Origin of the sequence: Streptomyces sp. NBC_00038 (genome assembly GCF_026343635.1) — a bacterium.
In the GTDB taxonomy this organism is placed as follows: domain Bacteria; phylum Actinomycetota; class Actinomycetes; order Streptomycetales; family Streptomycetaceae; genus Streptomyces.
On record NZ_JAPELQ010000001.1, the window covers coordinates 9,078,008 to 9,092,367 of the forward strand.

Annotated in this window: 12 protein-coding genes; 6 read left to right on the plus strand and 6 right to left on the minus strand. The window is 70.5% G+C overall.

Annotated features, from left to right (window positions below; all coding sequences use genetic code 11):
* The first annotated feature begins 23 nt into the window (after positions 1-23).
* Positions 24-1,697, plus strand: coding sequence for a BCCT family transporter (locus tag OG219_RS40645; RefSeq protein WP_266835357.1), 1,674 nt, complete (start codon positions 24-26; stop codon positions 1,695-1,697).
* 70 nt (positions 1,698-1,767) lie between these two features.
* Here the strand turns inward: OG219_RS40645 and OG219_RS40650 are convergent, their stop codons facing one another.
* Complete coding sequence (locus tag OG219_RS40650; protein WP_266836401.1) at positions 1,768-2,715, minus strand: FAD-dependent oxidoreductase; 948 nt, start codon at positions 2,713-2,715, stop codon at positions 1,768-1,770.
* A gap of 72 nt (positions 2,716-2,787) precedes the next feature.
* On the opposite strand from OG219_RS40650, the gene OG219_RS40655 reads away from it, so the two are divergent.
* Both OG219_RS40655 and OG219_RS40660 read left to right on the plus strand, forming a co-directional pair.
* Complete coding sequence (locus tag OG219_RS40655; RefSeq protein WP_266835359.1) at positions 2,788-3,807, plus strand: oxidoreductase; 1,020 nt, start codon at positions 2,788-2,790, stop codon at positions 3,805-3,807.
* Between the two features lie 60 nt (positions 3,808-3,867).
* The gene (locus OG219_RS40660; RefSeq protein ID WP_266835361.1) at positions 3,868-5,508 is read left to right on the plus strand and encodes an ABC-F family ATP-binding cassette domain-containing protein; all 1,641 of its coding nucleotides are present in this window, start codon (positions 3,868-3,870) and stop codon (positions 5,506-5,508) included.
* Between the two features lie 263 nt (positions 5,509-5,771).
* On the opposite strand, the gene OG219_RS40665 is transcribed toward OG219_RS40660, so the two are convergent.
* Complete coding sequence (locus OG219_RS40665; RefSeq protein ID WP_266835363.1) at positions 5,772-8,156, minus strand: Tex family protein; 2,385 nt, start codon at positions 8,154-8,156, stop codon at positions 5,772-5,774.
* A gap of 121 nt (positions 8,157-8,277) precedes the next feature.
* A complete protein-coding gene (locus OG219_RS40670) occupies positions 8,278-9,144 on the minus strand; it encodes a hypothetical protein (protein WP_266835365.1) in 867 nt (288 codons plus the stop codon).
* Positions 9,145-9,268: 124 nt separating this feature from the next.
* Between OG219_RS40670 and OG219_RS40675 the strand changes: the two genes are divergently transcribed.
* Positions 9,269-10,222 (plus strand): GlxA family transcriptional regulator, encoded by a 954-nt coding sequence (locus tag OG219_RS40675; RefSeq protein WP_266835367.1) that lies wholly within the window; start codon positions 9,269-9,271, stop codon positions 10,220-10,222.
* A 10-nt stretch (positions 10,223-10,232) separates the two neighbouring features.
* Positions 10,233-10,868 carry a DJ-1/PfpI family protein gene (locus OG219_RS40680; protein ID WP_266835369.1) on the plus strand — a complete coding sequence of 212 codons (636 nt, stop codon included), beginning with the start codon at positions 10,233-10,235 and terminating at the stop codon, positions 10,866-10,868.
* Here the strand turns inward: OG219_RS40680 and OG219_RS40685 are convergent.
* Entirely contained in the window at positions 10,855-11,610 is a 756-nt protein-coding gene (locus OG219_RS40685) for an enoyl-CoA hydratase/isomerase family protein (protein WP_266835371.1), read from the minus strand. The genes OG219_RS40680 and OG219_RS40685 overlap by 14 nt on opposite strands.
* Positions 11,611-11,870: 260 nt before the next feature.
* Between OG219_RS40685 and OG219_RS40690 the strand changes: the two genes are divergently transcribed.
* Positions 11,871-12,377, plus strand: coding sequence for an ATP-binding protein (locus OG219_RS40690; RefSeq protein WP_266836402.1), 507 nt, complete (start codon positions 11,871-11,873; stop codon positions 12,375-12,377).
* A gap of 15 nt (positions 12,378-12,392) precedes the next feature.
* Here OG219_RS40690 and idi read toward each other — a convergent pair whose 3' ends face one another.
* Both idi and OG219_RS40700 read right to left on the minus strand, forming a co-directional pair.
* A complete protein-coding gene (gene idi / locus OG219_RS40695; protein WP_266835373.1) occupies positions 12,393-12,986 on the minus strand; it encodes an isopentenyl-diphosphate Delta-isomerase in 594 nt (197 codons plus the stop codon).
* 313 nt (positions 12,987-13,299) lie between these two features.
* Entirely contained in the window at positions 13,300-14,238 is a 939-nt protein-coding gene (locus OG219_RS40700) for a cation diffusion facilitator family transporter (protein WP_266835375.1), read from the minus strand.
* Positions 14,239-14,360 lie beyond the last annotated feature (122 nt).

Genomic DNA, 14,360 nt, shown 5'->3' on the forward strand with positions numbered 1-14,360 from the left:
CCCTATCGCGAAAGGCGCTGCCCATGACGGGGCAAGAAGAAGAGACGGCCCACGGCGGGCGGACCGATCGCGTGGTGTTCGGCGTCACCGCCGTGCTCACCGTGGCGTTCGTGATCTGGGGCTCGGTCGCCACCGACTCTCTGGAGAGCGCCTCCACCAGGATGCTCAACGGGCTTATCCACAACGGTGGTTGGGCCTTCATGCTGGCCGCCTCCTGCTTCGTGGTCTTCGCCCTCTGGCTCGCCATCAGCCGCTACGGCAGGATCCATCTCGGCGCCGAGGGCGAGGAGCCCGAGTTCCGTACGGTGTCGTGGGTCGCGATGATGTTCAGCGCCGGCATGGGAATCGGCCTGATGTTCTACGGCGTGAGTGAGCCGCTGTCGCACTACACGACGCCCCCGCCGGGCACCACCCCCGCCGACTCCGGCGAGCGCATGGAGACGGCGATGGCCACGACCCTCTTCCACTGGACGCTGCACCCCTGGGCGATCTACGCGGTGGTCGGCCTCGGCATCGCCTACAGCACCTTCCGCAAACGCCGGCGCCAGACGATCAGCGCGGTCTTCACGCCACTCATCGGCGAACGGCACGCGAACGGCGCCGCGGGCCGGGTGATCGACATCCTCGCGATCGTCGCCACCGTCTTCGGCTCCGCCGCCTCGCTGGGCCTGGGCGCGCTCCAGATCGGCTCCGGATTCACCGAGCTGGACTGGATGGACAAGGTGAGCGACGGACTGCTCGTCGCGATCATCGCCGTGCTGACGGTGGCGTTCGTCGCCTCGGCCGTCTCCGGCGTCGAGAAGGGCATCCAGTGGCTGTCCAACATCAACATGGTCCTTGCCCTGATCCTCGCGGTCTTCGTGTTCATCGCCGGGCCGACCATCATCGTCCTCGACCTGCTGCCCACCTCGATCTTCGCCTACCTCGGTGACCTGCCCCAGCTCGCCGGACGCACCGAGGCCAGCGGCGGCGAGGGTGTCGCGGACTGGCTGGGCAGCTGGACCGTCTTCTACTGGGCGTGGTGGATCTCCTGGACGCCGTTCGTCGGCATGTTCATCGCCCGCATCAGCCGCGGCCGCACCATCCGGCAGTTCGTCGGCGGCGTGATCCTCGTCCCCAGCACCGTCAGCCTGGTTTGGTTCGCGGTCTTCGGCGGTACGGCGATGAAGCTGAAGGAGAGCGGACAGCTCGCGGGGGAGTCGACACCCGAGGGCCAACTCTTCGGTGTGCTCGCCGAGTTCCCCATCGCCACCGCCACCAGCCTGCTCGTGATGATCCTGGTCGGCATCTTCTTCGTCTCGGGAGCGGACGCCGCGTCCATCGTGATGGGCACGCTCTCCCAGAAGGGCGCGCTCGAACCGGGCCGGTTCGTGGTGGTGTTCTGGGGCGTCCTGACCGGTGCCGTCGCCGCCATCATGCTGCTCGTCGGCAGCGAGGGCGACGCGCTCACCGGCCTCCAGAACCTCACGATCCTCGCCGCCGCTCCCTTCGTCCTCGTCATGATCGGCATGTGCGTCGCGCTCATGCGTGACCTGCGCAAGGACCCGCTCATGGTGCGAGGGGAGATGGCCTCCGAGGCCATCGAACTCGCCGTGATCGAGGGGCACAAGCAGTACGACGGCGAGTTCGAGATCAGTATCGGTCCGGGGCCCGGCACGGACACGGAGGGGGATCCGATCGGGCACGACCATGGGTGATCGTGTCCGCTCGGTGATGGCCGTGGGCATGGGTGATCGGGTCTGATCGGGCACGACCGAGGATGAACCGTCAGCGGGAGGCGAGCCCCGCCGCCTCCCGCGCGCACCCCCACGCCACTGTGATGCCCGCACCCCCGTGACCGTAGTTGTGCACCAACAGCCGCCCGTCCGGCAGCGGTTCACGCTCCAGCCGGACCGTGTCGCGCACCGGCCGCAGCCCCACCCGGTGGCCGAGCACGCGCGCCCCGGCGATCTCGGGGCGCAGCACCGCACACCGCTTGACGATCTCGGCGGCCACCGCGGGGTCGGGCGTCAACGACCAGTCGTCCTCGTCGGTCGTGCCGCCCAGCACGAGCCGGTCCGGCTGCGGGAAGAGGTACGTGGTCGTCCCGGCGGTCTCGTCGGTCGAGACGATCCAGGTGGTGACGCCGGGGTTCTCCACGATCACGAGCTGTCCGCGTACGGGCCGCACAGCCGGATCCGGGACGAGTCGGCGCGCGCCGATCCCCGTGCAGTTGACGACGACCGGTGCCGCCGCCTCCGCGAGGTCCGTCACGGTGCGGACCTCGACCACCCCACCCGCCCGCAGGAACCGCTCCCGCAGCCACCGCAGATGCACCGGCATGTCCAGCAGCGGCAGCCGGGCCCACAGCCCCGTCCCCGCGTACTCCTCGGCCGTCGAGGCCCGCAGCCCCGGCAACCGGGCGGCAGCCCACGGCCCTTGCTCGTCCAACCGGGACTCACCCATTACGCCCTCGACCATGCGTACCCCCGTTTCCGCGGGCCGCTCCGCCAACTCCTCGTACACGGAGAGTGATTGGAGAGCCCATTCGCGGGCGAGCGCCTTCGGTTCGATGCGGTAGGGCCACCACAGCGCACCCGCAACCGCCGAGGTGGCCCGCTCGGCGGGCTCCCCCGCCCACACCCGTACGCGCCTGCCGCTCTCCGCCAGGACAACGGCCGTCGTCAGCCCGATGACGCCGCTGCCCACCACGATCACATCGCCGCTCTGATCCATGCCCACGCGGCGAAGGTAGCGGAATGTGTCATGCCGTGCTCATATCACCCTCAGTCTGGGGATACTCACAGCATGTCTGCCGAGTACGCGACCTTCGGCCTGGCACCGGCGATGCGTGCCGGTGGAGTCCTCGCCAACGGTGACTACCAAGTGCACCGGGACTTCGTCGACTTCATCGTCGACGGGCGCCCGCTGCTTTTCCAGCTCTCCGACCTCGACGCGGTGTCCCCGCTCGCCTCCGACGTACCGCCCGCGATCTTCACCGCCCAGGTGCGCAGCCTCCTGCTGGAGGCCGACGCTCCGCTCACCGGCGGCCGGTACGTCATCTACGGCTGCCCTGAGTGCGAGGGCCTCGAATGCGGTGCCGTCACCGCTGTCATCGAGAAGGCGGGCGACGACTATGTGTGGCGCGACTTCGCCTGGCAGACCGACGAGCGGCCCGACCTGGAGCTCAACGGCTACCACGGGATAGGGCCGTTCCGCTTCCACGGCACCGAGTACCGCAGCGCCCTCAACTCCCTGCTGAACGGAGACGCCGGCCCCCGCCGCCGCGTCCTCCTCATCGGCGCGCGCGTCGCCGTCCTCGCCAAACTCGCCGCCGCCCTGCGCACCATCGGCATCGGCGCCGACATCACACGGGACGCCACGAACGTCCCGGCCGACGAACTCCGTGCCTACGGCGCGGTGGCCTTCGGACGCGCCGTGGGCGAGGAGGAACGTGCCGCCGTACGCCGCTCCTTCGAACGCGCGAACGTCGAGGTGGCGTACGTCGAAGGCCTCGCCCCGATCATTCCGCTCCTCGTCGCCCAGATAGAACACGCCCTGGACCGCAGTCCGCGCGAGCTGCGCCGGCTCACGCGCCTGGTCGCGGCCGACGGCGAGGCGGGCATCGAGGTCACCTCGACCTGCCGCGTCCAGCTGACGGCGTACCGCCTCGACCGCCTGTACCGCACCCACGCACAGGAGGTCTTCGACGGAGTGCTGGAAGCGGGCCGGCACCGGCTCGCGCTGGATGCCAGGGCCGTGCGGGGAGAGTCCTTCATCGTGGCGCGGACCTCGGGGAGTGTGCTGGTGGAGCCGATGGCCCACTGACCGGCCCACCGAAAACCGGGGCGAGGTGAGGGCGGCCGGGCCGTTAGGATCGGCCTCCTGATGACTGCCACCCTCGTCGCCAAGAATCTCGCCGCCGGACATGGCGACCGCTCCCTCTTCGCCGGGCTCGACCTGGTCGTCGCGCCCGGCGACGTGATCGGACTGGTCGGTGCCAACGGCGCGGGCAAGTCCACGCTGCTGCGACTGCTCGCCGGTCTCCTCACCCCCGAGCAGGGCGAGCTGCGCCTTTCCCCGCCGTCCGCGACCGTCGGGCATCTTCCGCAGGAACCGGAGCGGCGCGAGGGCGAGACCGTACGGGACTTCCTCGCGCGCCGCACGGGCGTGGCCGAGGCACAGCGTGTGATGGACGAGGCCACGGACTCGCTCGTCGTCGGCGCACCCGGCTCGGACGACGCGTACGCGACCAGTCTGGAGCGCTGGCTCGACCTCGGCGGCGCCGACCTCGACGAGCGCGCCGAGGAGGTCGCCGACTCCCTCGGGCTCGGCGTCGGCCTCGACCAGCTGATGACCTCCCTCTCCGGCGGCCAGGCGGCCCGCGCCGGACTCGCCTCCCTCCTGCTCTCCCGCTACGACGTGTTCCTCCTCGACGAGCCGACGAACGACCTGGACCTGGACGGCCTGGAGAGGCTCGAGCGATTCGTGAGCGGCCTGCGCGCGGGCACGGTCGTCGTCAGCCACGACCGCGAGTTCCTGACCCGCACGGTCACCAAGGTGCTCGAACTCGACCTGGTGCAACAGCAGATCACGCTGTACGGCGGCGGTTACGAGGCGTACCTGGAGGAGCGCGACACCGCGCGACGGCACGCCCGCGAGGACTTCGACGAGTACGCCGACAAGCGGTCGGCGCTCGAAGGCCGGGCCCAGATGCAGCGCTCCTGGATGGACAAGGGCGTCAAGAACGCCCGGCGCAAGGCGAACAACGACAACGACAAGATCGGCCGCAAGTTCCGCAGCGAGGCCAGCGAGAAGCAGGCCTCGAAGGCGCGGCAGACGCAGCGCATGATCGAACGGCTCGACGTCGTCGAGGAGCCGCGCAAGGAGTGGGAGCTGCGCATGGAGATCGCGGCGGCACCGCGATCCGGCGCGGTCGTCGCCACGCTGCGTGACGCGGAGGTGCGTCGCGGTGACTTCGCCTTCGGCCCGGTGACGCTGCAGATCGACTGGGCGGACCGTGTCGCGGTCATCGGCGCGAACGGTGCGGGCAAGTCGACGCTTCTGGGCGCCCTGCTCGGCCGCGTCCCGCTGGACGTCGGCCATGCCGCCCTCGGCCCCGGTGTCGTCGTCGGCGAAGTCGACCAGGCCCGCAAGCTCTTTCTCGGCACCGAGTCGCTGCTCGACGCGTTCTGCGCGGCCGTCCCGGACACCGAGCCCGCCGAAGTCCGCACCCTCCTGGCCAAGTTCGGCCTCAAGTCCCACCACGTCCTACGCCCGGCGGCCACCCTCTCCCCGGGCGAGCGCACCCGCTCCGCCCTGGCCCTCCTCCAGGGCCGAGGCGTCAACCTCCTGGTCCTCGACGAACCGACGAACCACCTCGACCTCCCGGCGATCGAGCAACTGGAATCGGCCCTCGACTCCTACGAGGGCACGCTGCTGCTGGTCACCCACGACCGCCGAATGCTCGACGCGGTCCACACGACCCGCCGCCTGGAGGTCGCGGACGGCAAGGTGACGGAGCGCTAGCGGCGGGGCGGCGGGTGCTGCGCTTTTCAGCGCCGGGTGGGGGCTTCTTTCGCCCCCTCCGCCCCTACCCGTCCCGTTCCTGGGGGCTCCGCCCCCAGACCCCGTATCGCGCTGACGCGCTCGTCCTCAAACGCCGGACGGGCTACGGGGTAGCCCCTCCGGCGTTTGAGGAGCGGGGTCTGGGGCGGAGCCCCAGGAACAAGGGACGGGTAGGGGCGGAGGGGGCGAAAACCCTCCACCCCAGCCCCGGCGCCACCGAAACGTCAGCCCCGCCCCCGCTTGGGATCCGTCAACCCCGCCCGCCGCAACGCATCCGCCATCGCACTGTTGGCAGGCGCCGCCGCCTGCCGCGCCCCCCCACCGGAGCGCCCCTGCCCCTGCCGGGGTTGCTGCTGCCGCTGCTGAGGCGCCCGCCCCCCACGCTGGGCCCGCCCCCCACCCTGCTGCTCCCCTTGAGGCACCGCCTCGTCGTCCAACCGCAGCGTCAGCGAAACCCGCTTCCGAGGAATATCGACCTCAAGCACCTTCACCTTGACGATGTCGCCGGGCTTCACCACATCCCGCGGATCCTTGACGAAGGTCTTGGACATCGCGGACACATGCACAAGCCCGTCCTGGTGGACGCCCACATCCACGAACGCCCCGAAGGCGGCGACATTCGTGACGACCCCCTCAAGCACCATCCCGGACACGAGGTCGGACAGCTTCTCGACCCCGTCCTTGAAGGTCGCCGTCTTGAAGGCGGGCCGGGGGTCCCGCCCCGGCTTCTCCAGCTCCTTCAGGATGTCCGTGACGGTCGGCAGACCGAACTTGTCGTCCACGAAGTCGACAGGCTTGAGCGACCGCAGCACCCCGGAGTTGCCGATCAGGGAAGCGACTTCGTTCCCCGCCGTCTTCACCATGCGCCGCACCACGGGGTACGCCTCGGGGTGCACGCTGGACGCGTCCAGCGGATCGTCCCCGCCCCGGATCCGCAGGAATCCCGCGCACTGCTCGTACGCCTTCGGGCCGAGCCGGGCCACGTTCTTGAGGGCCGTACGGGACCGGAAGGGCCCGTTCGCGTCACGGTGGGACACGATGTTCTCGGCGAGCCCGGAGGTGATGCCGGAGACGCGGGAGAGCAGCGGCGCCGACGCGGTGTTCACGTCCACACCCACGCCGTTCACACAGTCCTCGACCACCGCGTCAAGGGACCGGGACAGCTTCACCTCGGACAGGTCGTGCTGGTACTGCCCGACCCCGATGGACTTCGGATCGATCTTCACCAGCTCGGCCAGCGGGTCCTGCAGCCGGCGCGCGATGGACACGGCGCCGCGCAGCGACACGTCCATGTCGGGCAGCTCCTGCGAGGCGAACGCGGAAGCCGAGTACACCGACGCCCCGGCCTCGGAGACCATCACCTTGGTGAGGTTCAGCTCCGGGTGCTTGGTGATGAGTTCACCGGCGAGCTTGTCCGTCTCGCGGGACGCCGTGCCGTTGCCGATCGCGATCAGCTCGACCGTGTGCTCCTTGGCGAGCCGGGCGAGCTTGGCGATGGCCTCGTCCCACCTGTTGGCGGGGACATGCGGGTGGATGACGTCCGTGGCGAGGACCTTGCCGGTCGCGTCGACCACGGCGACCTTCACACCCGTACGGAACCCGGGGTCGAGACCCAGCGTCGCGCGGGTGCCCGCAGGGGCGGCCAGCAGCAGGTCCCGCAGGTTCGACGCGAACACGTTGACCGCCTCGTCCTCGGCGGCCGTACGCAGCCGCAGGCGCAGGTCGATGCCGAGGTGCACAAGCAGGCGGGTCCGCCAGGCCCAGCGGACCGTGTCCGTGAGCCACTTGTCGCCGGGACGGCCGCGGTCGGCGATGTGGAAACGGTGGGCGACGATCCCCTCGTACGAGGACGGACCGGGCTGCTCGGAAGGCTCCTCGGGCTCCAGGACGAGGTCGAGGACGTCCTCCTTCTCGCCGCGCAGCATGGCGAGGACGCGGTGCGAGGGCAGCGCCTTGAAGGGCTCGGCGAAGTCGAAGTAGTCGGCGAACTTCGCGCCGGCCTCCTCCTTGCCGTCCCGCACCTTGGCGACGAGCCGCCCGCGCACCCACATGCGCTCACGCAGTTCGCCGATCAGGTCGGCGTCCTCGGAGAACCGCTCGGTGAGGATGGACCGGGCGCCGTCGAGCGCGGCCTGCGGATCGGCGACGCCCTTGTCGGCGTCGACGAAGGCCGCGGCCGCGGCGAGCGGATCGACCGACGGGTCGTTGAGCAGGCCCTCGGCCAGCGGCTCCAGACCTGCCTCGCGCGCGATCTGCGCCTTCGTGCGCCGCTTCGGCTTGAACGGCAGGTAGATGTCCTCGAGACGGGCCTTCGTCTCGGCGCCCCGGATCTGCGCCTCGAGCTCCTCCGTGAGCTTGCCCTGCTCGCGCACCGACTCGAGGATCGCGGCGCGCCGCTCCTCCAGCTCCCGCAGATAGCGCAGCCGCTCCTCGAGGGTGCGCAGCTGCGCATCGTCGAGCATCTCGGTCGCTTCCTTGCGGTAGCGGGCGATGAAGGGCACCGTCGATCCGCCGTCGAGCAAGTCGACGGCGGCCTTGACCTGCCGCTCCCGTACGCCGAGTTCCTCGGCGATCCTGCCTTCGATGGACCCTACGAGGGGTGTCGTCACGATCCCGTACCGCCTTCTCCACTGAGGTTGCGCGGCAATTGTGGCAGGTGACACCGACAACGGTGGATCAGGGCGGCACGGGAGGCGGGGACCGCCCCGGAAACGGAGCGGTGCCAGGGGCTCACCCCTTGCCGATCATGCCCTCCGGGAACGCACCGGCGGCGAACGCCGTCATCAGCAGTTCCTTCGCCAGCTCCGTGAGCCGTTCCACGCCCGCGGCGCCGAGATGTTCGTACGGCGCACGGTCCAGCCGGTCCGTGCGCGCCTCGATGTCCTTGCGCAGGGCCGTGCCGGCGTCGTTCAACTCGCCCTCCGCGTCCAGCAGTCCGCGCTCCCTCAGCCGTACGACCGCCGCCTCCCAGTCACCGCGCGACCAGCCGCGCGTGCCGAGCGCCCACTTCGGGGTCATGCCCCTGCCGGTCGCGGTGTGGCTCACCAGGGCCTCGACCGGGTCGAGTTCCGCGTCGAGCAGCACCGCGAGGTGACCGTCGCCGCGGTGCTCACGCAGCAGGGTGGCCGCGTGGTAGAGCGCGAGGTGCGGCGCGTCGGGGACGGGCAGGTCCGCGTGGGCGGCGTACAGCGGGCGCGCGGACCTGCCGCAGGCCTCGGCCGCCCGCAGGGCGAGCTCCGCCGCCTCGGCCACTTCCTTGGAGGCGACGACGTCGTCGCCGAGCAGCCGTCGCAGCGTCGCGTCGACGGCACGCGTGCGTGCCGCGAGCACGGTCTCCGGGGAGGCCGTCCGCCACACCGCGGGCACGTGCTCCGCGATCAGGTCGTGGCGGAAGTTGTAGAACGTCGCCGTCACCGTGCCCGGGCCCACCGCGCCCATGGCCGCGGCCCGCGTCGCGAAGTACGCGGCGTTGCTGTCCTCGATACCGACCGCGGCCAGTTCCCGGCCCAGGTCGGGCGAGAAGTACAGCGTCGCCGCAATCGAATTGAGGACGTTGTGGCAGCGCCGCCCGGCGCGCTCCGGCAGAGGTGTCGTCATGCCCCGCACGTTACCGACTGGTTGGTACGGGGGGAATCCCGGGGGCGCAGGGGACACGGACATGGCAGGAAAGGTGGGGTACTCGTCATTGCGGACATAGTCCCACCCGCCAACAATCGAGGACATGCGAACCGTCCTGGTCGTCCTCTTCGACGACGTGCAGAGCCTCGACGTCACGGGCCCCGTGGAAGTCTTCGCGGGCGCCGAGGCCGGCCGCGCCGGGTCGTACCGCATTCTCACCGCCTCCCTGGACGGCGCCCCGGTGCGCACCTCCAGCGGCCTCACCCTCGTCCCGGACCACGCGCTCGCCGACGCACCCGCCCCGCACACCCTGCTGGTCCCCGGCGGCGAGGGCACCCGGGATCTCGACCCCCGCCTGACCGACTGGCTGCGCGAGCACGGGCCGCGCGCCGAGCGCCTGGTCTCCGTCTGCACCGGAGCCATCCCGCTCGCCGCAGCGGGTCTCCTGGACGGCCGCCGCGCCACCACCCACTGGGCGTACTGCAACAAGCTCGCCCGCGACCACCCGGCGATCGAGGTCGACCCGGACCCCATCTACGTACGCGACGGCCGTGTCTCCACCTCGGCGGGCGTCACCTCGGGCATCGACCTGGCCCTCGCCCTCGTCGAGGAGGACCTGGGGCGGGAGGCCGCACTCATGGTGGCGCGTTACCTGGTCGTCTTCCTGCGGCGTCCGGGCAACCAGGCCCAGTTCAGCGCCCAGCTCGCCGCACAGACGGCCCAGCGCGAACCCCTGCGCGAGGTCCAGCAGTGGATCACCGAGCATCCCGCCGCCGACCTGAGCGTCGAGACCCTCGCCACCCGCGCCCGGCTCTCGCCCCGCCACTTCGCCCGCGCCTTCCAGACCGAGACCGGCATGACGCCGGGCCGGTACGTCGAACGGGTCCGCCTCGAACACGCCCGGCGCCTGATGGAGGACACCGCCGACGGCATCGAGGAGATCTCCCGAACCTGCGGCTACGGCACCCCTGAGGCGATGCGCCGCGCCTTCGTCAAAACCCTCGGCTCGGCACCGGCCGAGTACCGACGCCGGTTCCGGCCGGCATCCACCCGCTGAGGAGAACCTCATGCAGATCGCCATCGTCCTGTTCGACCGCTTCACCGCCCTGGACGCGGTGGGTCCGTACGAAACCCTCGGCCGGCTGCCCGGCGCGGAGGTCGTCTTCGTCGCCGAGCAGACCGGTCCCGTCCGCACCGACACGGGCAAGCTGGCGCTCACCGCCGACAAGACCCTGTCCGAGGTCGAGCGCCCCGACATCGTCGTGGTCCCCGGCGGCCCGGGCCAGACCCCGCAGATGGAGAACCAGGCCCTCCTGGACTGGCTGCGGACCGTCGACGCCACAAGCACCTGGACGACATCGGTGTGCACGGGCTCGCTGCTCCTCGCCGCCGCCGGGCTCCTCGACGGCCGCCGCGCCACCTCCCACTGGCTGGCGCTCGACTTCCTCAAGCACTTCGGCGCCGAGCCCACGGGCGAGCGGGTCGTGTTCGACGGCAAGTACGTGACCGCGGCCGGTGTCTCGGCCGGCATCGACATGGGGCTCACCCTGCTCGGCCGGATCGCGGGCGACGAACACGCCCAGTCCGTACAGCTGTTGACGGAGTACGACCCCCAGCCGCCCTACGACGCGGGATCCCCCGAGAAGGCACCGGCGCACCTGGTCGAGGAGTTCCGTGCCAACAGCCGTTTCACCCTGACGTAGACACGCTCCACGTGAAGCGCGGCGGCCGGCGCTCCAGGAAGGCGGCGACCCCCTCCGCGGTGTCGCCGCTGCCCCGCGCCCGCTCCGCCCAGTACGCGTCCCGGTCCATCCGCCCGTTCGCGAACTCCTTGGCCGCCGCCTGCGTCAGCAGCGAGCGCCCGGCCAGTACGCGCGTGAACTCCCCGACACGCTTGTCGAGTTCGCCCCCGGGCAGCACCTCGTCGACGAAGCCGGTACGCAGGGCCCGCTCCGCGTCGATCAACTCGCCCGAGAACAGCAGGTACTTCGCGGTGGCCGGACCCACCAGTGACACCAATCGCCGGGTGGAGGAGGACGGATAGACGATCCCCAGCTTCGCCGGAGTCACCCCGAACAGCGCCCCCTCCGCTGCGAACCGCAGATCGCAGGCCGCCGCCAGCTGCGATCCGCCGCCCACGCAGTAGCCGCGGATCGCCGCGAGCGTCGGCTTCGGGAAGGCCGCGAGAGCCTCCTCGGCGAGCACGGCCAGGCCCTGCGCCTCGTCCGGCGAGCCCCGCAGCGTCGAGATGTCGGCCCCGGCGCAGAACGTGTCACCCTCACCGGTGAGCACCAGCGCGTGTACATCGGCGTCGTCCCTCAACTCGTCGAGCAGGGGCGGCAACGCCCGCCACATGCCGGCCGTCATGGCATTGCGCTTGGCCGGATGGTGGATGACGACGGTGGCGACCCCGTCGGTGACGCTGTGCGGCAGCTGCGGCTCCATACGCCGGATGCTATCCACAGCGAGGTGGCCACTCCGCACGGAACGAACAGGGCGGGCCCGGCGTCAAACCCGTACAACCCGAATAGTCTCCGAAGTCGGCACAACCGGTACAGGAACAGTCCCACAGCTGACCATGTAGTACGTCTGCGATCAGAAGCCGTCGATAGTCGCTGACTTCTGTTCAGTACTCCGGTGCGGACGGGCCCAGTACCAACACTCATTGCGTGGTGACAATCGAGCGCAAGGGTGGCGACCGGACGATGGAGAACCTCGGGCGGGGGTCCGACCCGAGCCCTGAAGTCGGCGGGGACATCCCTCCCGACGGGAGACCGCCGGGCCCGTTGCCGTACGAGGGGGTGTGGCGGTTCACCGCTCCCGCCGTCGACGCCTCGGTTCCACAGGCGCGGCACGCCGTGCGGGACCTGCTGTTCCGCCAAGGAGTGCCCGTCTCGGACGAGCTCGTCCAGGGTCTCCTTCTGATCGTTTCCGAACTGGTCACCAACGCGGTCCGGCACGCGGCGCTTCTCTCGCCGGTGCTGGCCGTGGAGGTCGCCGTCGGTGCCGAGTGGGTGCGGGTCTCCGTGGAGGACAACCACCCCTACCGCCCGACCGCTCTGGAGGCGGACCACGGGCAGACCGGTGGCCGGGGCCTGCTGCTCGTACGGGAGGTCACCAGGGAGTCGGGCGGAGTGTGCGACGTCGAGCACACGTCGAGCGGCGGCAAGGTGATCTGGGCCGCCCTGCCGCTCACCACCAGCGTGGTCTAGCTCAACGGACCGTTCTCACCAGCCGGCGGACGGACCGGTCAGCTCCCTGACCGCCGGACGGGCCGCGTCCAGGACCGTCATGAACCACGACGAGAAGGTCTCCTTCGCGTGCCGCTCCGCCAGCTCGGCGGCGGTCACGAACGCGGTCGCCTCGACCTCTTCCGGGTCGGGACGCAGTGGCGACTGCACCATCCCGACGAAGAGGTGGTTGTACTCCTGCTCCACCAGGCCCGAGTCCGGGTCCGGGTGGTTGTAACGGACCGTGCCGGCCTCGGCGAGCAGCGACGGGGAGACCCCGAGCTCCTCGTACGTCCGCCGGGCCGCCGCCGCGAAGGGCGCCTCGCCGGGGTAGGGGTGGCCGCAGCAGGTGTTGGACCAGACGCCGGGGGAGTGGTACTTGCCGAGGGCGCGCTGCTGGAGCAGCATCCGCCCGCGCTCGTCGAAGAGGAACACCGAGAACGCTCGGTGCAACTGCCCGGGCGCCTGGTGCGCGGCGAGCTTCTCCGCCGTACCGATCGTGTTGCCGTCCTCGTCGACCAGTTCCAGCAAGATCGCTTCAACGGTGCCGTTCGACGAACTGTGCGTCGCGGTGGCAGGTGTGATCGGCATACCCATCCTTCGCATCGGTCTTCGAGCCCCAAGTCTGCCGTACGAAACCGGCACTCCCGGCACTTCGCTGCTCCCCGCATGTCCCGCTCCGGGAGCTCGGACCGGGACGCGCGGGGCGGTGTACGTCACGCACCGAAAGCGCCGGATACCTGTTCGTGCCCGGTGCCACGGACGAGGAACCGTCCGGGACAGGGGCCATCAGGTGTTCGGGCGGCAGGCGAAATCCGGGCCGGATGCCGTACTCCGAAGCGGTCGGACCGCCGTACGGCGCGTACAGCGGCCGATCCGTCCCGCACCGGTCGACCGTGCCGGGTCAGTGGCAGAGCTTCGCCTCGTGCTCCGCGTGTCCGCTCGGCTCCAGCTGGAACGTGCAGTGTTCGACGTCGAAGTGGTCGCCGAGGCAGATCTGGAGTTCGTGGAGCATCTTCTCGTGGCCGATGGCGTTCAGGACGTCCGAGCTGACGACCACGTGCACGGAGAGGACCGGCATGCCGGAGGTGATGGTCCAGGCGTGCAGGTCGTGGATGTCCTCGACGCCGGGCAGCGCCAGTATGTGCGCGCGCACCTCCGCCATGTCGACGCCCTTCGGAGCCGCCTCCAGGAGCACGTTGAGCGTCTCCTGGAGCAGCTTCCAGGTGCGCGGGACGATCATGAGGCTGATGAGGATCGAGGCGATCGGGTCGGCGGCCTGCCAGCCCGACGTCAGGATGACCACCGCGGCGATCAGCACCGCCACCGAACCCAGGGCGTCGGCCACCACTTCCAGGAACGCGCCCCGCACGTTCACGCTGTCCTTCTGCCCGCGCATCAGCAGCGTGAGCGAGATCATGTTCGCGACCAGACCGATCAGAGCGAACACGACGGTCAGACCGCCGTGGGTGTCGGCGGGCGTCATGAAGCGCTGGATCGCCTCGTACAGGACGTAACCGCCGACTCCGAGCAGCAGCAGGCAGTTGGCGAGGGCTGCGAGGATCTCGGCCCGCGCGTATCCGAAGGTGCGGTTCTCGCTGGGCGGGAGGTTGGCGAAGTGGATCGCGAGCAGCGCCATGCCGAGGCCCAGCGCGTCCGTCGCCATGTGGGCCGCGTCCGCGATGAGCGCGAGCGAATCGGCGAGGACACCACCCACGATCTCGACCACCATGACGGTGAGCGTGATCGACAGCGCGATGCGCAGCCTCCCGCGGTACGCCGCTGCCGCCGTACCCGTGGTGGGAGCACCGTGCGCATGCCCGTGATCGTGCCCAGCCCCCATGGAAGCCGCCTCCTTCGCTCTGCCCGGAATCACAGTGAACTACGGGCGGGGGGTATCGGGCAACGCGGCACTGAACACCGTTGTCATATGCTCTGACCTGCGGAAACGATTCGCAGGTCAGA